Below are 20,205 nucleotides of genomic sequence, written 5' to 3' on the forward strand. Positions count from 1 at the left end.
TCATCGATGGTGCGTGAGACCCATCTATTGCTGCTGGTGGCGGCTTGCTGAGCCTGCCGAGAGAGTTGGTGCCGCCACCGCGGGCGGCCAATTCTGAGGCTCGATATTGGTTGGCTTCCGACTGTGGTCCTGGCTCCAGTCGAATGTAGGTGTCGGAGGTCCCCACTGTCTCGGTTCGTCGAACGAGATGGTGCCGCTACCGAAGTCTGCCTCATCGAACCGGGCGTTGCCGGCGAAGGTCACACGATCGAACCGGGCCTCGGCGGCGAAAGTCGCGCTGCCGAACCATGTATTGCCGGCGAAATTCACTCGGTCGAATCGAGCGTTTCCGGTGAAGGTGGCGCCGCCGAATCCGGCGTCGCTTGCGAAGGTGGCGCCGCCGAACCCTGTGTTGCCGGCGAAGGTTGCGTCACCGAACTCGGCGCTGCCGGAGAAGGTCGCCTCGCCGAACTCGGCGTCACCGGAAAAAGTCGCGCTGTCGAATCCTGTATTGCCGGCGAAGGTGGCGTCGCCGAATCCCGCGTCGCCGACGAAGGTCGCGTCGCCGAACCGGGCATTCGCGGAAAAGGTCGCGCCGTCGAATCGGGCGTTGCCGGAAAAGGTTACGTTGCGGAACCGGGCGTTGCCGGTGAAGGTGGCGCCGTCGAAGTGGGCGTTGCCGGTGAAGGTCGCGCCGTCGAACCGGGCGTTGCCCGAAAAGGTCGTCTCGCCGAATCCTGCGGCGCCCGCGAAGGTCGCGCCGCCGAACCGGGCGTCGGCGGAGAAGTCCGCGCCGGCGAACGCGGCGTGGTCGGCGAAGGTCGCGTCGTCGAATCGGGCGTCGCCGGACAGGGTCGCGCCGTCGAACCGGGCGTTGCCGGAGAAGGTTGCGTTGCCGAATCGGGCGTCGCCGGAGAAGGTTACGCTGTCGAACCACGCATTGCCGGAGAAGGTTACGTCGTCGAACTCGGCGTTGCCGGCGAAGGTGGCGCTACCGAACCGGGCGTCGCCGGAGAAGGTCGCGCCGCCCAACCGCGCAGAACCCAGCAACTGTGCACGGCTGAAGTCGGCGTTCTCGAGATAGGCCGTGCGAAAGTCGAAATCGACTGTCGACCAGCTGTATGCGGCCTTGGGCCGAAGGTGGTCGGTAATGACGCGGAGGATGGTTGCGCGAACTTCTCGGTCATTGTGCCGATATTCGTGGTGGTGCTCCCGGTCGTCGGCGCGGGTGTTGTCCGCCGTCGCGCGGTGCTGTTTGACGACCAGTTTGCTCTGGTGGTTGGCGCCGAGCTCCGGGCTGTAGGGCAAGCGGAGGTATCCGCACAGCACGTCGATGCATTGCTGGCGGCGCAGGCCGTCGGATTCGTCGGCGACACCGGCCATCGCGTAGACCCCGGCGATTCGGACCGCGACATCCGTCGCGCCGAGTTGGGCGGCTGCGGCGCCGAAGCGTTCGACAAATCGGCTCTGTTCCAGATCGCGTTGACGCCGGTAGGCGATGACCAGGGCGACTACGCCGCCGACACCGGCGACAACGGTCAATGCGACACGAGTGATATCGATTTCGGCGGCTTGCTTGGTTTCATCGACGGGCGTGAGCCAGCGGAGGAATCCGTAGGCCGCGAAGGCCACAGCCAGTCCGGCGAGCAGCGCTGCGGTGACCGCGGGGAACAGTCGTATTCGTCCCGTCCGGCGGCTGAATGCCGCGCGGGATTCCTTGGTCGACGCCGCCCGCAGCGCGGTCATTCTCGAATGTGCCTGTGCGCGAGGCGCGCTCACCCTCCTGGTCACTGCACGATTCTGCTCGATACCGAAAGTAAGCGCCATCGAGCGTGGAAACGGGCACAGCGCGAGACCTCCTCCGCCGTCGGCGTTCACCAGACCCGTCCGGAGCCTTTCACGGCAACCGGTGGCGACTCGAGAGCCTCGACGACTACTTCACTCGCGACTACCGCAACAACAGGCATGCCCCGAACTTTTCGTGCAAACCTCCGCGTTGATGCGCGAAAACCGCCGAATGCGAGGCGGTTTGCACGATTTGTTCAGCACCGAGGGCCGGCGGCGCTAGAAGTCCATGCCTCCGAGCCCGCGGGGCGAGGATTCGGGTTCGCCGGGCTGTTTGCCGCCGGTGGGATCGCTCGTGGTCGAGTGGTGTTCGGCGGCGAGATCGGTGTTCGGTTCGCGGCGGGGGTGGTGGACCATGGCCCACGCCGAATGTGCCGCTGCCGATATTCGCTGTCCCAGGTGGGCCGCAACTCCTGACATCGGATTACTCCTCGTCGGACGACTGTTCTTGTCTCGCGCATACCCGGTGCTGCCCGGAGCATGCGCTCGCCGCCGAGAGGGCGCTTCGGCATGCAGGCCGGACCGGAAGCGGTATCGAGCGCGGGATATCAGATGACATTCTGCCCTTGGTTGGGCCGGGCGGGGACGTCACGCTCGACAGTGACGAATGGTGGCCCGGTCGAGGGTCGAACCGATCCGAAAGGACAAGGAAGATGAAGCCGTTGTCGGAATCGCTGACGGATCTCGCCGCTCGGGTGAAGCAGTTCGAAGAGTCGTCCGCTGCCGCGCGGGAACGGAGTCGCACCGCGTTGCAGGCTCGGCGGGAGGAGCTGAGCGAGACCCTTCAGAACGAGGGAAACGAGTTCGAGAAGACCGCCGCGGACCTGCGGAAGGCCGCGCAGAGTTGGTGGTCGGACACTCAGGACGCCCTGGAACGCCAGATCGATGCGATGCGGGCCGATTTCCAGAAGTGGCAGGCCGACCTCAAAGCGCAGCGTGCGGAACGGACGGCCGGGGACAGCAAGACCGTTGAACCGGCGAGCAAGGACTGACCAACGATCGCGCCGTAGCCAGGCGGCTGCGGGCGGTGCTCGGCCTCCAGTTCGCCACGCGAAGGGACCACTTCGAATGCCGCTGTGAAATGCCCGCACCCGGCGACGACGGAGAGTGATGCAGATCACTGTCTGGTCCTGTCAGGAATTCGCGCGCTGTCTCGTTCAGGCAGCACGCGAACCAGACAGGAGCGAATCATGAAGCACCGCATCGTCGTTCTCGGGGCCGGATATGCCGGAACCTTCTGCGCCGGATACCTGGCCCGCCAACTGCACGCCGACGACTTCGACATCACCGTCGTCAATGCCGAACCCGATTTCGTCGAGCGGTTGCGGCTGCATCAGCTCGCCGCCGGGCAGGAACTGCGCCATCGGCCGCTGGCGGAGATATTCGCGGGTACGGGCATCCGGTTGCGCGTGGCACGGGTGACCGCCGTCGACGTCGAGGCCCGGACCGTCACTGTCGCCGACGGTTGCGGCCTCGATCGGCTCGAATACGACACATTGCTCTACGCGCTCGGCAGTACCGCCGCCGATCAAGGGGTTCCCGGCGTCCACGAGCATGCCTTCCACGTGACCGCGCGCCCGGCGGCCCTGCGTCTGCGCGCCCGCCTCGACGAGCTGGGCGACGACGGAAAAGTGCTGGTCGTCGGCGGTAACCTGACCGCAATCGAGGCCGCCACCGAACTGGCCGAATCACGGCCGGGACTTCGAGTCGGCCTCGTCACCAGTGGTGAATTGGGTGGCTGGCTGGGCGCGAAGGGCCGCGGTCATCTGCTGCGCGCCTTCGACCGATTCGGCATCACGGTTCACGAGCAGACAACGATCGGGCGCGTCGGGAAGGACGCCGCGGTCGCGACCGACGGCACCGTTTTCACGTCCGACGCGACGGTGTGGGCCGCGGGCTTCGCCGTCCACCCGATCGCTGCCGCCAGTGGTCTCGAGGTGGTCGCCAACGGTCAGATCACCGTCGACCGTCAGATGCGGTCGGTCTCGCATCCGGACGTCTACGTCGCCGGGGACAGCGTCTTCGTCATCGGCGAGAACGGCCGCCCGTTGCCGATGTCCTGTGCTTCGGCCGGATTCACCGGCATGCAGGCGACCGCGGCGATCATCGGCGACCGGACCGGACGCAAGATACCGACGACCTCGCTGTCGTATGTCGGCAACCACATCAGCCTCGGTCGCAGGGACGGGATCTTCCAGCTGGTCGACGGCGACGTGCACGCGAAGTCGTGGGCCCTGTGTGGCCGGCCGGCCGCGGTCGTCAAGTCGAAAATTCTCGACACCGCCGCGTGGAGTCTGAGCCATCCGACCTTCGGGAAGCCGAGTCACAAGTACCGCTGGGCCGGTACCCGAGAGAACTCGGCGCCGGTGGTCGCCGCCTAGAGTCGTGCTCATGGATACCGCCACCGTGGCGAGTTTCGAGGCCAGTCGGAATCGGCTGGCCTCGCTGGCCTACCGTCTGCTCGGCTCGGCCGCCGACGCCGAGGACACGGTGCAGGACGCGTTCCTGCGGTGGCAGGCCGCCGACCGAGGGTACGTCGAGGTGCCCGAGGCGTGGCTGACCAAGGTCGTCACCAATCTGGCGCTCGACCGCCTCCGTTCGGCGACAACGCGGCGCGAACGCGCGGTCGGCGCCTGGATGCCCGAACCGTTGCTCGACGGCGACCCGATGCTCGGCCCGGCCGATACCGTCGAGCAGCGCGAATCGGTGACCCTGGCGGTGCTCATGCTCATGGAGCGACTGTCGCCGATCGAACGTGCCGTTTACGTACTGCGCGAAGCCTTTTCGTACAGCCACGCCGAGACGGCCGAAATCCTCGACATCACCGAATCCGCGAGTCAGCAATATCTGCACCGGGCGCGACGTCGAATCGCCGCCGCCGGCACGACCACCGAAACGGACCGGGCAACTGCGCGCCGGATCGTCGAGGCGTTCGTCGCCGCCGCCTCCTCGGGCCGGACCGAACAGCTGGTGGCACTGCTGACCGACGACGCGACCGGCATCTCCGACGGCGCCGGTCTGGGATGGGCCGCGAAATTCATCCGGTACGCGACGCCGCAGCGGATCGCCGGTGCGGTGCGGGCCGGCTTCAAACCGACTCCGGCGAAGCGCAAACTCGCCGGCGGCTCGCCCGCCATCCATGCCGCTGTGGTCAACGCCTGTCCGGCCATGCTCGCCACGCTCGACGATCGCGTTGTGGGTGTGCTGATCCTGGAGGTCCGCGACGACAAGATCGCGGGCGTGCGCGGTATCGCCGCCCGGCAGCGACTCGGCCGCCTCACCGAGGAATGGCAGCGGCAGGAACACGATGTCCCGCTGATCGAATCGTGGTGACTACGAGCGGCCTACACCTGCTCGTCCAGCACCGCCAGGACCGCCGAGGTGTCGTGATAGTACGGCCGAAACTCGGTGATGAGACCGTCTCGAAAGCTGATCCATTGCAGCAGTGAGGTTTCGAGTTCGCGTCCCGTGCGGCGCGCCCGCAAGCGCCCCCGGCTGTAGACGACGACTCGGTCGCCGTCGCTGAGAAACTGCTGGTCGTCGAACCATAGTCCGTCCCAGCTGTCGCCCATTGCGGCGATGAACTGCCGGAAGCCGTCGTGTCCGCGCCATTCGCCCCCGTAGGGCAGGCTCGATGCCTGGTACATGACGACATCGGATGCCAGATGCCGAGCCATCTCCCCGAACTCGGCCCCCTCCGTGAGATAGGCCGCTTCGGCCGCGTAGAACGCTCGCAAGGTGGTCATCACATCCGCCGTCATGCCCACGATCTTGGTGTTCGCGGCCTTGCCGTGCTGGCGAGAATTCGACGTCGTGATGGGCGATCAATCGTCGTAATGTCCGCCCACACCGATGATGACGATCTCGGTCTCGGTCACGTAGTAGATCAAGCGATGTTCCCGGGTTATTCGCCTCGACCAGTTTCCGGCGAGCTGGTGTTTGAGTGGCTCGGGTTTTCCGATACCTCGGAAAGGGTCGGCGAGGACTGCGGTGATCAGTTTGTTCGCCGCCCGCAAAACCGTTCGATCCCGAGTGAGCCACGACGAGTAGGTTTCCCAGCCGTAGGATGTGAAGACCAGCTTCCGGTCAGGCATCCGGGTCCAGCAACTCTCGCGCTTCGATCTCGCCTCGTTGCGCTTCGAGCGCCGACTCCAGCAAGCGAACCCCGCCGTGGGTCGCGAGTACGTAGAGCGTCTCCTGAATGGAATTCCAATCCGATTCCGCGACCAGAACCGCGTTTTCGCCGCTCTTCGTCACGACGGTGACCGTGTCGTGGTCGTCGTTGACCTGCTGTACCAGAGAAAACAGCTGTTGGCGCACGGTGGAGATCGGTAATGCGGTCATGGCGGCCCCTTCGTCTATCTTGTACAAGATATCGTACAAGACGACGCGGTGGGTGACGCAACGATCGCCGGCGAGCGGGTCCTCGCGGTGTCGGGCAGGCCGGCGCTGATCCATACCTGTTCGACCAAGTCGCCGGGCGGCGTCTCGCCGGTCGCGAGCCGGGTGAGCAGGTCGATGCCGACCGCCCGGACGAGCGGTGCGGCGAACGGATCGTCGATGAGCTCCGGATCCGCGCGCGTCGCAATCGCCCGGGCCGCCGCAGCCATGGTGGCGGTCGAACCGACGCCCGTCGCCGGATCCCAGATGTCTCCGTCGTGCCTGGAAGTCATGGTCTCCCTTGTCTGCACCGTAGCTCGCTGTCACCGGTACGGATGTGAGCTATTGCGTTGTCGGGGAACGATTCCCGTGGTCACGCCACGATACGCCCGCCGATCGTCCGAGCCGCTGAGATTCTCGAACGCTCATACGGAGATGACCCGGCGCCCGCGAGCGTGGCCGGCCCGGCTGTCGATGTGTGCCGCGGCCGCCTCGGCGAGCGAGTACGACTTTTCCACCGGGATATGAAGCTTCCCGCGCGCGATGAGATCGGCGGCCTCGCCGAGCGCATCCGGCATACTTCCCGCTACGCCGGAGAATCGGACGCCGAACTCGGGTGCGCCGAGGTCGGCGATGGTGATCACCCGCCGTGGGTCCCCGGTCAGTTCGACGAGTTCGCGGAGGACGCCCGAACCGGCCAGATCGAGGGCCGCGTCGATACGCCCGAGTCGGCGCACGCGCTCGACCCAGCCCTCGCCGTAGGTGGTGGCGACGGCGCCGAGGCTGCGGAGATAGTCCTGGTTGGCCGCCCCGGCCGTGCCGATGACCGTGATGCCGCGCTCGCGGGCGATCTGGAGCACGGCCGATCCGACGCCGCCGGATGCGCCGCTGACCAGCAGGGTCTGTCCGGGCCGCACGCCCGCCTGGTCGATGACGCGCAGTGCCGTCTCGACCACCGAGGGGTAGCCGGCCGCTTCGTCGAACGGCAGCCCGTCGGGCATGTGGGCCCAGGCGGTCAGCACCGCGAACTCGGCGTAGGTGCTCGAACCTTCGCCGAAGACATGGTCGCCGATCGCGAAACCCGTTACGCCCTCGCCGATTTCGTCCACCGCGCCCGCCGCGTCCTGTCCCACTCCGGCGGGCAACTCGATGGGATGGGCCTGCTGGAACTGGCCTTCGCGAATCCGCCAGTCGACGGGGTTCACGCCTGCCGCGCGCACGGCGATGCGGATCTGCCCGGGATCCGCGTGGGGCTCTTCAGCATCGACGAGTCGCAGGACTTCCGGACCGCCGAACTCGGCGAAGCTCACCTTCTTCATACGGCTGAGATCTTCGCGATGATCGAGGGAGCGTGGGCGGTCGCACCCGGGGCCGATTCCGCTGCGGGATAAGCGATTACGTGCCGCCGCGGAATCGACTCCGGTGGGTTCAGCCGGCGACCGAACGGAAGAATTCGCGAATATCGGTGACAAGCTCCGTCGGCGCCTGGAGCGAAGCGAAGTGGCCGCCCGCGGGGTATTCCTTCCAGCGCACGACCGTGTTGGCCGCCTCCGCCAGGCCCCGCACGGCCCGATCGCCCCGGAAGTTCGCGACCCCGGTGGGCACGCCCGAGGGCTCGGGTTTACTGCCCCACGACGCCCCGGACTCCCGGTAGATGCGGGCCGCGGAGCCGGCGGTGCCGGTGAGCCAGTAGGTCGAGACGTCGGTCAGGATCATGTCGCGGTCGATCGGCGATTGATCGGTGGCAGTCGGATCCCAATCGACGAACCATTCGAGATTCCAGGCGAGCTGGCCCACGGGTGAGTCGTTGAGGGCGTAGGCGATGGTCTGGGGCCGCAAGGCCATCTGGGTCGCGTAGCCGTTGTGTCCGTACCACCACATCTGGTTCGCGATCGCCTTCGCGCGATCCGCCTCCGACAGGTCGGCGAGTTCCCGGCCGGAGCCGCTCGCGGTCGCGGCGTCGGCCAGCGCGTTCACATGCACACCGATCACCTTGTCCGGTGCGACCCGCCCCAGGGCCGGGGAGATGAGACTGCCGTAGTCGCCGCCCTGGGCGCCGTAGTCTTCGTAGCCGAGCCGTGCCATCAGCGTTGCCCAGGCGCGCGCGACTCGCGGTACGTCCCAACCGGTTTCGCGGGTGGGTCCGGAGAATCCGAATCCCGGTACCGACGGCGCCACCACGTGAAATGCGTCGGACGGATCCCCGCCGTATGCGCGTGGATCGGTCAGCGGTCCGAGGATGTCGAGGAAGTCGGCGGGCGTGCTGGGCCAGCCGTGCGTGACGATCAGCGGCGTCGCGTCGGGCTCGGGGGAGCGAACATGCATGAAATGCACTGTCTGGCCGTCGATTTCGGTCACGAACTGCGGGACTTTGTTCAACCTCGCCTCGTGTTCGCGCCAGTCGTAGCCGGTGCGCCAGTACTCGGCCAGATCGATCAGGTAGTCGCGATCCACGCCGTAGGACCAGCCGACACCGGGCAGGGCATCGGTCCAACGGGTGCGGGCGAGCCGGAAATTCAGTTCGTCCAAGTCTTCCTGCGGGATATCGATGCGGAACGGGGTGATCGTCGTATCGGTCATGAGAAGAGCATCCGTCCCGTATAGGACGGAAACGGTCCTACACATGCGCGATGATCGATTCATGCCCGAAACCACGCCGGCGCGGCTGTTGCGGCTGCTGTCGCTGTTGCAGACACATCGCGACTGGACCGGAACGGAACTGGCCGAACGACTCGACGTCACCACCCGCACCATCCGGCGCGACGTGGATCGGCTGCGCGAGTTGGGATATCCGGTGCACGGCGTGCTGGGACCGGTCGGCGGATACCGACTCGGCGCGGGTGCGTCACTGCCGCCGCTGCTCCTCGACGACGACGAGGCGGTCGCCGTCACGATCGGACTGCAGACCAACACCACCGGCACTGTCGCCGGCATCGAGGAGACCTCGCTGCGCGCGCTCACCAAGATGGAACAGGTACTTCCGGCCCGGTTGCGCCACCGCGTCGACACACTGCGTGGCGCGGTGGTCGCGATGCCGCCTCGCTACGACCCCGGTCCCGCCGTCGACGCCGACCAACTCACCGCCATATCCGCCGCCATCCGCGCCGCCGAGACGCTGCGTTTCGACTATCGCAGCCACACCGGTGACGACTCCCGGCGCAGCGTCGAGCCGCACCGCATCGCGCATTGGAGCCATCGGTGGTATCTCGTCGGCTGGGACCGCGACCGGGCCGACTGGCGTACCTTCCGCGTCGACCGCATGTCGCTGCGGACGCCCAACGGCCCGCGCTTCGCGCACCGGCCGTCGCCCGACGGCGATGTGGTGGCCTACCTGCGCCGCACCATGGGCTTCGCGATGTGGCCGTACCGGTCGGTCATGCGCGTCCATGTCCCGGCCGAGCGGCTCGCCGGCCGCATCGAAGGTCTGGTCACCCCCATCGACGAGCACACCTGCCGACTCGAAATGGGTTCGGACTCCTACGCTTTGGTGGCCCTGGTGGTCGGCATGCTCGATGTGGAATTCGAGGTCGAATCTCCCCCCGAACTGGCGGAACACCTGAGGGCGCTCGCGAGCCGATTCACCCGAGCGGCAGGTGGATAGAGGCCGCGATACTCGCACCGTTCAGCCGGAGAGAACGGGCCGGGCAGGGCGAGTGGCTCCCTGCCCGGCCTCGCTCGATCAAGGACGCTCAGGACGACCCGGTGCCGGCGCCGAGTTGGCCGCCTGCGCCGAGGTTGATGCCGAGCAAGCTGAGAAAGAGGTTGAATGCGGTGGACAGGTCCATAGGACTTCTCCTGTCGTTGTCGATACATGATTTCTTTCCGACACGATTTTCAGTTGTATGGCGTTTATCGGGCCGGTTCCGCGACCTGTTAGCAGCGTTTCGTGAAAATGATTCGGATCACATCAAATGAGTTGCAGATCGCTGGAGCGGGTAATTAGGTCATGCGTCCAATATTCGAGTTCGCCGCTATGACGACGCTGTCACGTCGGTGCATAAATGACGTATCTGACCAGCTAGCAGCGGTTTTTATTGGATAAAATTCGTATTTTCGAATTCGCGGAGGCTACTCATGTCCGAAGGTTTGGATCTTCCACTGCAGGCAGCTTGGCATACCCAACGAATCGAGGGTGAAACCCAGAGAGTTCGCTCTTTTCCGACCGATAATTTCTACGCGAGGCCGGACGTCGGGGAGCAGTACGAACACCGCTTCGTCCGCGGTCCGGAGGGCACCGTCGTCGGCTCGGCCGAGGACATCGGCTGACGGCGGACACACCACCGGAAGACGTCGGATTCACCCCGAACGGTGGAGCAACCACCGGTTGTGAACAGCGATACTGGCCGAGGAGCGCCGTTGTCATTGATCACCGTTTCGAGGAAAGTGAGGATGATTCCCGATGTCCACTCATCAGGCTGTGCACATCCGATCCGCCGGTGACGCGTTGAAAGTGGTGGAGGTCGACACCACCGCGCCGCCCCGCGACCATGTGCGGATCCGGGTCTCGGCGTGTGGTGTCTGCGGCACGGATCGGGCGTTCGCCGGTGGCGGATTTCCCGGCATGTCCTGGCCGCTCACCCTGGGACACGAGATCGCGGGCACCATCGCCGAACTCGGCGACGGTGTGGACAACTACGCGCTCGGCGACCGCGTCGCGGTGGGCTGGTTCGGCGGGCACTGCGGCGAGTGCATTCCCTGCCGGCAGGGAGATTTCATTCATTGCGTGAATCTGCGGGTTCCCAGTTGGCACTACCCCGGCGGATATGCCGAGTCGGTGACGGTCCCGGCCAACGCGCCGGCCCGCATCCCCGACGAGTTGTCGTTCAGCGAGGCAGCGCCGATGGGGTGTGCCGGCGTCACCACCTTCCACGCCCTGCGTGAGAGCAGGGCACGGCCCGGCGACCGCGTCGCGATCCTCGGCATCGGCGGACTCGGACACCTGGGCGTTCAATTCGCGCGTGCGATGGGCTTCGAAACGATCGCGATAGCGCGCGGTGCGGGCAAGGCCGAGGACGCCCGCGCGCTGGGCGCCCACCACTACATCGACTCGACCGCGGTCGAGGTCGGCGAGGCATTGCGGGAACTCGGGGGCGCGGCGGTCGTCCTCGCGACGGCGGGCAATTCCGCCGCCATGGCCGATACGGTCGGCGGGCTGCAGCCGCGCGGTGAACTGATCACCATCGGCGTCACGGCCGATCCGCTGCCCATCAGCCCGATGCAGCTGATCGTCCCCGGCCTGCGCGTCATCGGCCATCCGTCCGGCACCGCGCGCGATGTCGAGGAAACGATGGAGTTCGCGGTGCGATCGGGTGTCCGCGCGCGCATTCAGGAACTACCGCTCGAGCAGGCGGCGCAGGCCTACGCCGATATGGAGCAGGGCCGCGCCCGCTACCGCATGGTCCTCACGATGTAATGCGGTGACCAGCGCAAACTCCATATCAGCGATCGTGTCAGGCCGACGTCAGGGGCGTATCAGCCGGCCACCGCACAGTTGTCCCCATGAACAGCACAGCAATTGCCGCCTCCGGGTTGCGGAAGGCGTACGGGGACAAGACGATCCTCGACGGGATCGACCTGACCATCGAGGCCGGGACGATCTTCTCGCTGCTCGGCCCCAACGGGGCCGGGAAGACGACGACCGTGAACGTGTTGACCACGTTGGCGAAGGCCGACGGGGGAACGGCTCGGATCGCGGGACACGACCTGGCCACCGAGGGCAAGGCCGTGCGGGCGGCGATCGGGGTGACCGGGCAGTTCGCGGCGGTCGACGATCTGCTGACGGGAGAGGAGAACCTGCGGCTGATGGCGGGGCTGCATCGCCTGCGCGGGGATGCCGGCAAGCGGGTGGTGGCCGAACTGCTGGAGCGGTTCGATCTGGTGGAGTCCGCGGGTAAGCGGGCGGCGACCTACTCCGGCGGTATGCGCCGGAAGCTGGATCTGGCGATGACGTTGGTCACCAAACCGCAGATCGTGTTCCTCGACGAGCCGACGACCGGCCTGGATCCGCGCAGCCGGCGCACCATGTGGGACATCGTGCGGGAGTTGACATCCGAGGGTGTGACGATCTTCCTCACCACCCAGTATCTCGAGGAAGCCGATCAGCTGGCCGACCGGATCGCGGTACTCGACCAGGGCCGCCTCGTCGCCGAAGGCACCCCCGACGACCTCAAGCGCCTGGTGCCCGGCAGCCACATCCAGCTCCGGTTCGCACAACCCGAGGAACTGGACGCGGCGGCGCACAGCCTGCCCGGCGCCACCCGCGACGACAGCGCACTGACCCTGCGCGTGCCCGGCAACGGCGGCACGAAATCGCTGCGCCACCTGCTGGATCGGATCGCCGAATCCTCGGTCGAGGCCGAGGAGGTCACCGTCCACACCCCCGATCTCGACGACGTTTTCCTTTCCCTGACCGGTCACGCGACCACGGAGGTTTCCCCGCGATGAGTACGATCACCCTGCCCGCACCCCTGTCCGATGCGTCGATGATGTTGGGCCGCAACTTCACCCACATCGCCCGCACTCCCGTCACCATCTTCAACGCGGCACTGATGCCGGTCGTGATGATGCTGATCTTCGTCTACGTCTTCGGCAATGCCTTCGATGTCGGCGGCCACTACATCGATTACGCCACACCGGGTTTGATCCTGCTGGCCATCAGCTACGGACTGTCCGGCACCGCGGTGTCGGTGAGCTCCGACATGGCGAAGGGCATCATCAACCGGTTCAAGGTCATGGACGTCTCCCGCAGCGCGATCCTGATCGGTCACGTGGCGGCGACCATGCTGACCAACCTGGTGGCCATCGCGGCCGTCATCGGTGTGGCCTTCGCGCTGGGCTTCCGCCCGCCGGCGAGTGCGACGGACTGGCTGGCCGCCATCGGCATCATGGTCGCGACCTCGTTCGCGGCGTCGTGGCTCACCGTCGCGCTGGGAATGGCCGCGAAGACGCCGGAATCCGCCGGTATGAGCGTGGTGCCGCTGATCATGCTGCCCTTCGTGAGCAGCGCGATCGTGCCGGCCGACAAGATGGGCCAGGGCATCCGGCAGTTCGCGCAGTACCAGCCGTTCACGCCGATCATCGAATCACTGCGCGGATTTCTCGAAGGACACCCGTCCGGCGGCTACACCGCCGCCGCGCTCGCCTGGTGCGCCGGATTCGCCGTGGTCGGATTCTTCTGGTCGCGTGCCACGTTCAACAAGCGAGCGTAGCCGCCGCCAATTCTTCCCAATTCGCTTGTGTCCCTTCCGTCGTCGCCTCGGTGAACCGCTGGTCATCGAGGCGACGTCGTGCTGTCTGCTCGATCCGCTCCACATCCGGCTGGGATCGGTCGACCAGTCCGCGAACCGCGGCACTGGCCGCCAGCAACCGGACCGCCTGTTCGTCCTGTCCGGCCCGCGACGCCAGATCCGCGATTCCCACCAGTATCAAGGCGGTGAGCGGTGCGTAGCCGGCGCCGGCCGAGGCTCGCAACGCGGCGGCGTGCAGTGGGCGTGCGACATCCAAATCTGTTGTGAGACAACCGAGTTGATGGTTAGTCAAGGCGTCGACGTAGTTCCGGTCGGTGTCGCCGCCCTGCATGGAAGTCGCGATCTCGATCTGCCGGCGGGCTTGTTCCGTATCGCCTTGCCAGCGGGCCAGTTCTGCCTTGGTGAAGGCGAATTCGGCCAGAGCGTTCGGCCAGGCGGACCGGTCCGCGTACCGCTGCGCCTCGGTCATGGCGTCGGCGCTCGCCTCCGCATCGCCCAACAGCCAATACAATTGAGCCTGGCGCGCGCGGATCAGGAAGACGTCCTCGATGGCGCCGACCTCGGTGACGACCGCGATGGCCTCGTCGAGATGTGCGCAGGCGGTGGCGAATTCGCCGCGCATGGCGATCCTGTTCGCCAGCTCGGTCAGGGCGAACGACATTCCCCAGCGCTCGCCGAGCGCGCGGAATTCTGCCAGTGCCGTCTCGAGATGCTCGTCCGCCTCCCGGCCGGGGAAGCCGAGGGCGATCCGCGCCTTACCCACCTGTAACCGGGACAGCGCACGCACCCACGGATCGTCGTGGGTGAGCAACGGTTCGAAGGCGGTCAGGAACTCGTCTCCGCCGCGCAACATGCGTTGCAGGGCGCCGATGAATGCCAGAAGCGGATAGTCGGATTCGCTGTTCCGGCCGAGGTGGTAGGCCTTGTGGACCCATTCGGCGACCTGGTGCTCGTCGTTCGGGCCGGAACTCATGAAATGCACGATCAGGCCGTAGACCCTGGCCCGGAATTCGTCGTCGCCGGTCTCCGCCGCGGCGCCGGCACTGCGTGGTGAATCTTCGCTGCCGCCTTCGTGCCCGCCGATTCGTGCGGTTGTATCGGCGGCACTCTCGAGGGCACTGCGTGGTGATGCTTCGCTGCCGCCTTCGTGCCCGCCGATTCGCGCCGCGGCGGTGATCAGTTCCATCCCCTCGGCTTTGTGCCCGCCGAGCCACCAGTACCAGCCGGCGGCCGCCGCGAGCCGCAGCGCGCCCGCCGTGTCGTCGTCGGCGAGCGCGCCGCGCAGGGCGGCCGCGATATTGTCGTGTTCGGCCTCGAGCCTGGCGAGCCACTCCAGCTGCTCGGCGCGGCGCAGATGCGGCTCCGCGGTGTCGGCGAGGGTCGTGAAGTACGAAAGATGGTGCCGGCGAACGCGTTCCGATTCGCCGGCCGCGACCAGGCGGTCGTATGCGTACTGTCTGATCGTTTCGAGCATCCGGTAGCGGGGTTCGCTGTCGGCCGTGTTGAGCAGCAGCGACTTCTCGGTCAGTGCCGTCAGCAAGTCGAGCACCTCCCACTGCTCGACTTCCCCCGGTGCGTCTGAGATGGCGCAGATCTGCTCGGCCGCTTCGAGACTCGCACCGCCCGCGAAGACCGCCAGCCTGCGCAGCACCGTCCGCTCCGCGTCGGTGAGCAGTTCCCAGCTCCAATCGACCACCGCGCGCAACGTACGGTGCTGCGGGATGGCGGTGCGGCTGCCGCCGGTGAGCAGGCGGAACCGATCGTCGAGGCGGTCGGCGAGCTGGTCCAGGGACATGGTGCGCAGCCGGGCCGCGGCGAGCTCGATGGCCAGCGGTATGCCGTCGAGGGCACGGCAGACGCGCGCGATGGTCGACAGGGTGGCGGGATTCGTCATATCCAGATCGGTCCGGACCGCGCCGGCCCGGTCGCGCAGCAACTGCACGGCGGGGGAGGATTCGATCTCGGCCGGTCCGGCGTCCTCGTCCGGCAGCGCCAGCGGCGCCACCTGCCACAGCGCCTCGCCCGTGATGCCGAGCGGTTCACGGCTCGTGGCGAGAATCCGCAGGCCCCGGCATTCTCCGAGCACCCGGTGGGCGAAGGCCGCCGCGGCGTCGATCACGTGCTCACAATTGTCCAGGATCAGCAGCGTCTCGCGGTCGCGGATCGCCGCGACGAGCCGGTCGACCGGTTCCGCATCCGGTGCGCCGCCGAGCAGTGCGTCGCGCAGCCCGAATGCGGCCAGCGCCGACTGCGCCACGTCACCGCCGGCGCCGACGGACGCCAGTTCCACCAGCCAGGCCCCGTCCGGCAGATCGTCGAGCAGGGTGCGTGCGGTTTCCAGCGCCAGCCTGGTCTTCCCCGAGCCGCCCGGACCGGTCAAGGTGGTGAGCCGGTGGTTCGCGATGAGTTCGCGCACGGCGGCGATGTCGGTGTATGTGCCGACGTAGCTGGTCAATTCGGCCCGCAGGTTGGTCTTGCGTTCGCTGTCTCGCGGTCCCGCTTCGCCGCGCAGCAGGGCCACGTGTAGATCGGACAGTTCCGGTGCGGGATCCACACCCAGGGTGTCGGCGAGTGCTTCGCGGGCCCGCTGGTAGACGAGCAGGGCCTCGGCGCCGCGGCCCGCCGCGGCCAGGGCCCGCATCAACGCGGCGACCAGTCGTTCCCGGACCGGATGCCGGGCCACCAACTCCGTGAGTTCGGCGACCAGTTCCGGTCCGCGCCCGAGGCGAATCTCCGCTTCGTACAGGTCTTCCAGCGCTGCCAGCTGCAGCCCCTCGAAGCGGGTGACCACCGCCTCGACCGCCGCACTGTCGCGCATATCGATGTCCTGCATCGGCGCCCCGCGCCACAGCACGAGGGCCTCGCGCAGCAGGTGCGTCTGCCGGACGACGTCGCCGCCACGCGCCTGATCGAGGAGCCGTTCGAACCGCAACGCGTCGACCGCGTTCGGATCCACCGCCAGCCGGTAGCCGCCCGCCTGCCCGTCGAGCGAACCGTCCGGCAGCACCCGGCGCAGCCGGGAAACCAACGCCTGCAACGCATTTGCCGCGTCGGCGGGCGGTTGCTCACCCCAGATCCAGTCGACCAGCGTCGCTTTGGGGACCGCGCGGCCGGGTTCGAGTGCGAGGGCGATCAACAGCGCCCGCAACCGGGCGCCCGGTACCTCGATCACTGCACCGTCATCTGCCCGGATGTCGAGCGTTCCAAGCATCCCGATTCGCACCCGGATCATTCTGCCGTGGTCGGCCGGCCCGTGTGAGATCGCCCGGTCCACGGCTGACAAGAACACCGGAGAGACCGGAATCGACCCGCGTGACCAGCGGAAACAGTATGTCAGCGGGCATGTCAGCCCGGCATCAGCCCGATATCAGCCGGGTTGGCGACAGTAGTTCTCGTGAACAGCACAGCGATCCGCGCCGCGGACCGGTTCACCGGCCGGGTCCCCCGATCCCGCCGCCCGATTCCCAGCAGAGCCCAGGAGAACACCATGCCTACCTTCCAGACCCCGGAACCGATCGCCGTCGCCGTCGAGGTGCTGTCCGGCACCGTCACTGTCATCGCCTCCGACCGCACCGACACCGTCGTCGCGGTCCGTCCCGCCGACGCGGCCAAGAAGGCCGACGTGCGCGCCGCCGAGCAGACGCGGGTCGATTTCGCCGACGGCGCCCTCACCGTGACGACGCCGAAGGACTGGCGAACCTACACTCCCTTCGGCGGCAACCCGTCGATCGAGGTGACCGTCGAGGTGCCGACCGGTTCCGCTTTCCGGGGCACCGCCGGTGTGGGCCGAATCCTCGGCGCCGGCGAACTCGGCGACTGCGTGCTGGAGGTGTCGGCCGGGGACATCGTCGTCGAGCGTCCGCTCGGTTCGGTGACAGCGAAGACCGCCCAGGGCAATATCCGGATCGGCGAGGCCACCCGCGGTGTGCTGCGGCTGGAGACCTCGGTGGGCGATCTGGAGGTCGGTATCCGTCCGGGTAGCGCGGCGCGGCTGGAGACCACGGTGGCGAGCGGCGCCGTGCACAACCAGCTCGGGCCGGTCGACGGCGCGCAGGACGACGAGCACACCGTGCGGGTGTATGCGCGCAGCGCCCTCGGCAACGTCGTCATCCAGCACGCGTCCGCCGCCTAGTTCCCCTCGATATCCGCCGATCCGTCTCCCGAGAGGAATACGCCATGACCCGAACGGTTCCCGTCCCGCACGGCCTGCCCATGGAACGCGATGCGGGCCCCTTCGATCCGCCCCGCGAGATCACCCGCTTGCGTGATGCTCACCCCGTCGGCCCGATGATCTTCCCCGACGGACACGAGGGCTGGCTGGTCACCGGATACGACGAGGTGCGCAGCCTGCTGGCCGACCCGCGCTTCAGCTCGCGCCAGGACATCGGCGTTCTGCATGTGCCGTACGAGATTCCGGGCATGCCGGTCGCCACCGAGCCGTCGCCGCAGATCCCGGGCGTCTTCATCGCGATGGATGCGCCGGACCATACCCGGTTGCGGCGCAAGCTCGTCGGCGCCTTCACCGTCAAACGGATGAAGCAGCTCGAAGACCACATCGTGGACGTCGTCGAGCGGCAACTGGAGGCGATGGCCCGGCTGACCCCGCCGGTCGACCTGGTGGCGGAGTTCGCGCTGCCGGTGCCCTCGCTGGTGATCTGCGAACTGCTCGGCGTTCCCTACGAGGACCGCGACACCTTTCAGGTCAACTCGGCCAAGTTCCTCGTCAAGGACCAGGCGCTCGAGGAGAAGATGGCGGCCTACGGCGCGCTGACGTCCTATCTGGCCGAACTGGTCGTCCGCAAGCGCGCCGAACCGGGTGAGGACATCCTGTCCGACCTGGCCCGCCACGACGACCTCACCGTCGAGGAGCTGACCGGCATCGCCTTCCTGCTCCTGCTGGCGGGGCACGAGACCACCGCGAATATGTTGGGGCTCGGCACATTCGCGCTGCTCGAGCATCCGGAGCAGGCGGCCGAACTGCGTGCGGATCCGGCGCTGGTTCCCGATGCGGTCGAGGAACTGATGCGCTATCTCTGCGTCGCCGACATCTTCTACCGCTACGCCACCGACGACATCGAACTGGGCGGTGAAACCATCGGCAAGGGCTCGACCGTCGTCGTCTCGCTGCTGGCCGCCAACCGCGACCCGCGCCGCTTCGACGACCCCGACACTCTCGACGTGCATCGCACGGCCCGCGGCCACCTGTCCTTCGGCCACGGCATGCACCTGTGCCTCGGTCAGCAACTGGCACGGATCGAAATGCGCGCCGGATTCGCCGGCCTGCTACGCCGCTTCCCGACCCTGGCCCTCGCCGTCCCGGCCGATGCGGTGAGGTTGCGGACCGATATGAATATCTATGGGGTGCACGAACTTCCGGTCACGTGGACGGATGTCGCGGAGTAGCCGGAGCGGTCGGGCGCGGCGGTTCAGGCGGCCGGGGTGATGTGCTCGGCCGATCCGCCGATCACAGCCGCATCGGGTCCGGCGAGGGTGCGGATGAAGGCCAGTTGCGCGGCCCGGCCTTCGGCGACGACGCGCTCGAACTGGCCCGGGATCAGCGGGGCCCGCGCCGACCGCGCGAGGTTGACGGGTATGCGCAGCACGGGATACCAGGGCAGGGTGCGACTGGGCAGGCCGAGTCGCTTCATGGCGGACGGGCCCAGATACATCATCGCGATCGACAGGTGCTGGGACCGGGCGATCCGCCGCCGCAGTCCCGGCAGCCGGTCGTAGTGCCAGCCGAGCGGTTCGTCACGCATCGGGATCGCGAGTTGGCGGGAGGTGTCGTCCGGGTTCGTGATGGCGGTCATCGTGTGGTAGAGAATGCGGACGCTGTCGCGAAAGTCGTTGGGCAGGAAGCGTTCCTCGACACCCATCACCCAGCCGACGTAGCGGGCCAGGTGGGCCATGGCCTCCGCGTCGCGGGGCGTGATGACGACGCCCATGCCGATGGCGCCGATCATCGGGGCGATCAGCGCGCCGACCAGTGTGGCGGCCATATCGGTCTGATTGATCGGCAGTCCCCACTCCTCGGCCCGCCAGTCCGGCATGGCGGCCACGTGGCGCCGCACCAGCGAGTGGATCAGCCGGACGTGCACGGTCGAGCGAAAACCGTTGCCGCCCGGCGCCATTCCGCCGGTCGCGGTGACATCCATCGCCCACTGCGTGGTCTCGGCGAATCGCTTGGCCGGGCCCTTTTCCAGGGCGCCGGTGCGCAGCAGGGTCTTGTTGAAACCGGAGGCCAGGTATCCGCCCAGGAACGACATGTCGCGGGCGACGTAGATCCCGTCGCGGCCGCCCAGGCAGGAGACGCGCTCCGCGTGGCGGATCTTTCGCCGATTCACCCACTCGGGTACCGCTTCGACGTATTCGAAGAATTCGCGCAGGGGCGCCGGGGCATCCGGTACCGCGGCGATGCCCTCCCGCAGGGCGCGGTCGAACAGCGGCCGGGTCGTGGCCATGCCCTCGCGATACATCCAGTCCACGAGCTTGTCCATCGGCCGGTCGCCGACGGACAGTGCCTCGCCCAGTTCGCGAAATTCGGCCGGGCCCGGTGCGCCGAGCCCGAGCATCCGTGCGAGCGTGCCGAGACCGGGCCCGGGGACGGGCCGGGGTGAGCTCGGGTGCCGGAGCGGAACGGTCGGCGTCACGATGTCCTCCTCGTCGAAGATCTGGCAAGATCCTCTACCAGAAATCGACTTTTGGCAAGACCGCCTACCAAAAGCGGCGACCCGCAGTCCGCCGTGAGTCTCGG

General features: G+C 67.4%; 18 protein-coding genes and 1 pseudogene. 9 read left to right on the forward strand and 10 right to left on the reverse strand.

The window, feature by feature from the left end:
• Positions 1–24 precede the first annotated feature (24 nt).
• A complete protein-coding gene (locus A5780_RS02335) occupies positions 25–1,725 on the reverse strand; it encodes a pentapeptide repeat-containing protein (protein ID WP_064907595.1) in 1,701 nt (566 codons plus the stop codon).
• A 318-nt stretch (positions 1,726–2,043) separates the two neighbouring features.
• On the reverse strand, positions 2,044–2,244 hold the full coding sequence (locus tag A5780_RS39735; RefSeq protein ID WP_146098637.1) for a hypothetical protein: 201 nt from the start codon (positions 2,242–2,244) through the stop codon (positions 2,044–2,046).
• A 233-nt stretch (positions 2,245–2,477) separates the two neighbouring features.
• On the opposite strand from A5780_RS39735, the gene A5780_RS02340 reads away from it, so the two are divergent.
• The 3 genes from A5780_RS02340 (at position 2,478) to A5780_RS02350 (ending at position 5,157) form a co-directional block, all read left to right on the forward strand.
• On the forward strand, positions 2,478–2,816 hold the full coding sequence (locus tag A5780_RS02340; RefSeq protein WP_064907596.1) for a hypothetical protein: 339 nt from the start codon (positions 2,478–2,480) through the stop codon (positions 2,814–2,816).
• A gap of 198 nt (positions 2,817–3,014) precedes the next feature.
• Positions 3,015–4,205: an NAD(P)/FAD-dependent oxidoreductase gene (locus A5780_RS02345; protein ID WP_064907597.1), complete on the forward strand. Its 1,191-nt coding sequence runs from the start codon at positions 3,015–3,017 to the stop codon at positions 4,203–4,205.
• 10 nt (positions 4,206–4,215) lie between these two features.
• Entirely contained in the window at positions 4,216–5,157 is a 942-nt protein-coding gene (locus A5780_RS02350; protein WP_064905540.1) for a sigma-70 family RNA polymerase sigma factor, read from the forward strand.
• Between the two features lie 11 nt (positions 5,158–5,168).
• Here the strand turns inward: A5780_RS02350 and A5780_RS02355 are convergent, their stop codons facing one another.
• From A5780_RS02355 to A5780_RS02380, 6 genes and pseudogenes are all read right to left on the reverse strand, one after another.
• A complete protein-coding gene (locus A5780_RS02355; RefSeq protein ID WP_197516721.1) occupies positions 5,169–5,585 on the reverse strand; it encodes a nuclear transport factor 2 family protein in 417 nt (138 codons plus the stop codon).
• A gap of 63 nt (positions 5,586–5,648) precedes the next feature.
• Positions 5,649–5,918 (reverse strand): Txe/YoeB family addiction module toxin, encoded by a 270-nt coding sequence (locus tag A5780_RS02360; RefSeq protein ID WP_063012445.1) that lies wholly within the window; start codon positions 5,916–5,918, stop codon positions 5,649–5,651.
• Positions 5,911–6,168: a type II toxin-antitoxin system Phd/YefM family antitoxin gene (locus A5780_RS02365; protein WP_064907598.1), complete on the reverse strand. Its 258-nt coding sequence runs from the start codon at positions 6,166–6,168 to the stop codon at positions 5,911–5,913. Before A5780_RS02365 ends, A5780_RS02360 begins: the two co-directional genes overlap by 8 nt.
• A gap of 74 nt (positions 6,169–6,242) precedes the next feature.
• Positions 6,243–6,497, reverse strand: a pseudogene (locus A5780_RS41680) (class I SAM-dependent methyltransferase); the annotation flags it as partial.
• 132 nt (positions 6,498–6,629) lie between these two features.
• Positions 6,630–7,523: an NADP-dependent oxidoreductase gene (locus tag A5780_RS02375; protein ID WP_064907600.1), complete on the reverse strand. Its 894-nt coding sequence runs from the start codon at positions 7,521–7,523 to the stop codon at positions 6,630–6,632.
• 109 nt (positions 7,524–7,632) lie between these two features.
• Complete coding sequence (locus A5780_RS02380; RefSeq protein WP_156769346.1) at positions 7,633–8,784, reverse strand: epoxide hydrolase family protein; 1,152 nt, start codon at positions 8,782–8,784, stop codon at positions 7,633–7,635.
• A gap of 61 nt (positions 8,785–8,845) precedes the next feature.
• Here A5780_RS02380 and A5780_RS02385 point away from each other — a divergent pair, with 61 nt between their 5' ends.
• The 4 genes from A5780_RS02385 to A5780_RS02405 all read left to right on the forward strand — a co-directional run bounded on the left by A5780_RS02385 (position 8,846) and on the right by A5780_RS02405 (position 13,412).
• Positions 8,846–9,805, forward strand: a complete 960-nt coding sequence (locus tag A5780_RS02385; protein ID WP_064907627.1) for a YafY family protein — start codon at positions 8,846–8,848, stop codon at positions 9,803–9,805.
• A gap of 798 nt (positions 9,806–10,603) precedes the next feature.
• The gene (locus A5780_RS02395; protein WP_063012430.1) at positions 10,604–11,617 is read left to right on the forward strand and encodes an alcohol dehydrogenase catalytic domain-containing protein; all 1,014 of its coding nucleotides are present in this window, start codon (positions 10,604–10,606) and stop codon (positions 11,615–11,617) included.
• An 86-nt stretch (positions 11,618–11,703) separates the two neighbouring features.
• Complete coding sequence (locus tag A5780_RS02400) at positions 11,704–12,648, forward strand: ATP-binding cassette domain-containing protein (protein ID WP_064907602.1); 945 nt, start codon at positions 11,704–11,706, stop codon at positions 12,646–12,648.
• Complete coding sequence (locus tag A5780_RS02405; RefSeq protein WP_063026675.1) at positions 12,645–13,412, forward strand: ABC transporter permease; 768 nt, start codon at positions 12,645–12,647, stop codon at positions 13,410–13,412. Before A5780_RS02400 ends, A5780_RS02405 begins: the two co-directional genes overlap by 4 nt.
• On the opposite strand, the gene A5780_RS02410 is transcribed toward A5780_RS02405, so the two are convergent.
• On the reverse strand, positions 13,396–16,683 hold the full coding sequence (locus tag A5780_RS02410; protein WP_197521649.1) for a BTAD domain-containing putative transcriptional regulator: 3,288 nt from the start codon (positions 16,681–16,683) through the stop codon (positions 13,396–13,398). The genes A5780_RS02405 and A5780_RS02410 overlap by 17 nt on opposite strands.
• 162 nt (positions 16,684–16,845) lie before the next feature.
• Here A5780_RS02410 and A5780_RS02415 point away from each other — a divergent pair, with 162 nt between their 5' ends.
• Complete coding sequence (locus tag A5780_RS02415; protein ID WP_231982799.1) at positions 16,846–17,583, forward strand: hypothetical protein; 738 nt, start codon at positions 16,846–16,848, stop codon at positions 17,581–17,583.
• Positions 17,584–17,627: 44 nt separating this feature from the next.
• Positions 17,628–18,854: a cytochrome P450 gene (locus A5780_RS02420; protein ID WP_063012421.1), complete on the forward strand. Its 1,227-nt coding sequence runs from the start codon at positions 17,628–17,630 to the stop codon at positions 18,852–18,854.
• 23 nt (positions 18,855–18,877) lie between these two features.
• Here the strand turns inward: A5780_RS02420 and A5780_RS02425 are convergent, their stop codons facing one another.
• Positions 18,878–20,101: an oxygenase MpaB family protein gene (locus tag A5780_RS02425; protein ID WP_064907603.1), complete on the reverse strand. Its 1,224-nt coding sequence runs from the start codon at positions 20,099–20,101 to the stop codon at positions 18,878–18,880.
• Between the last annotated feature and the right edge of the window lie 104 nt (positions 20,102–20,205).

Origin of the sequence: Nocardia sp. 852002-20019_SCH5090214 (assembly GCF_001665865.1) — a bacterium.
Classification (GTDB): Bacteria; Actinomycetota; Actinomycetes; order Mycobacteriales; family Mycobacteriaceae; genus Nocardia; species Nocardia nova.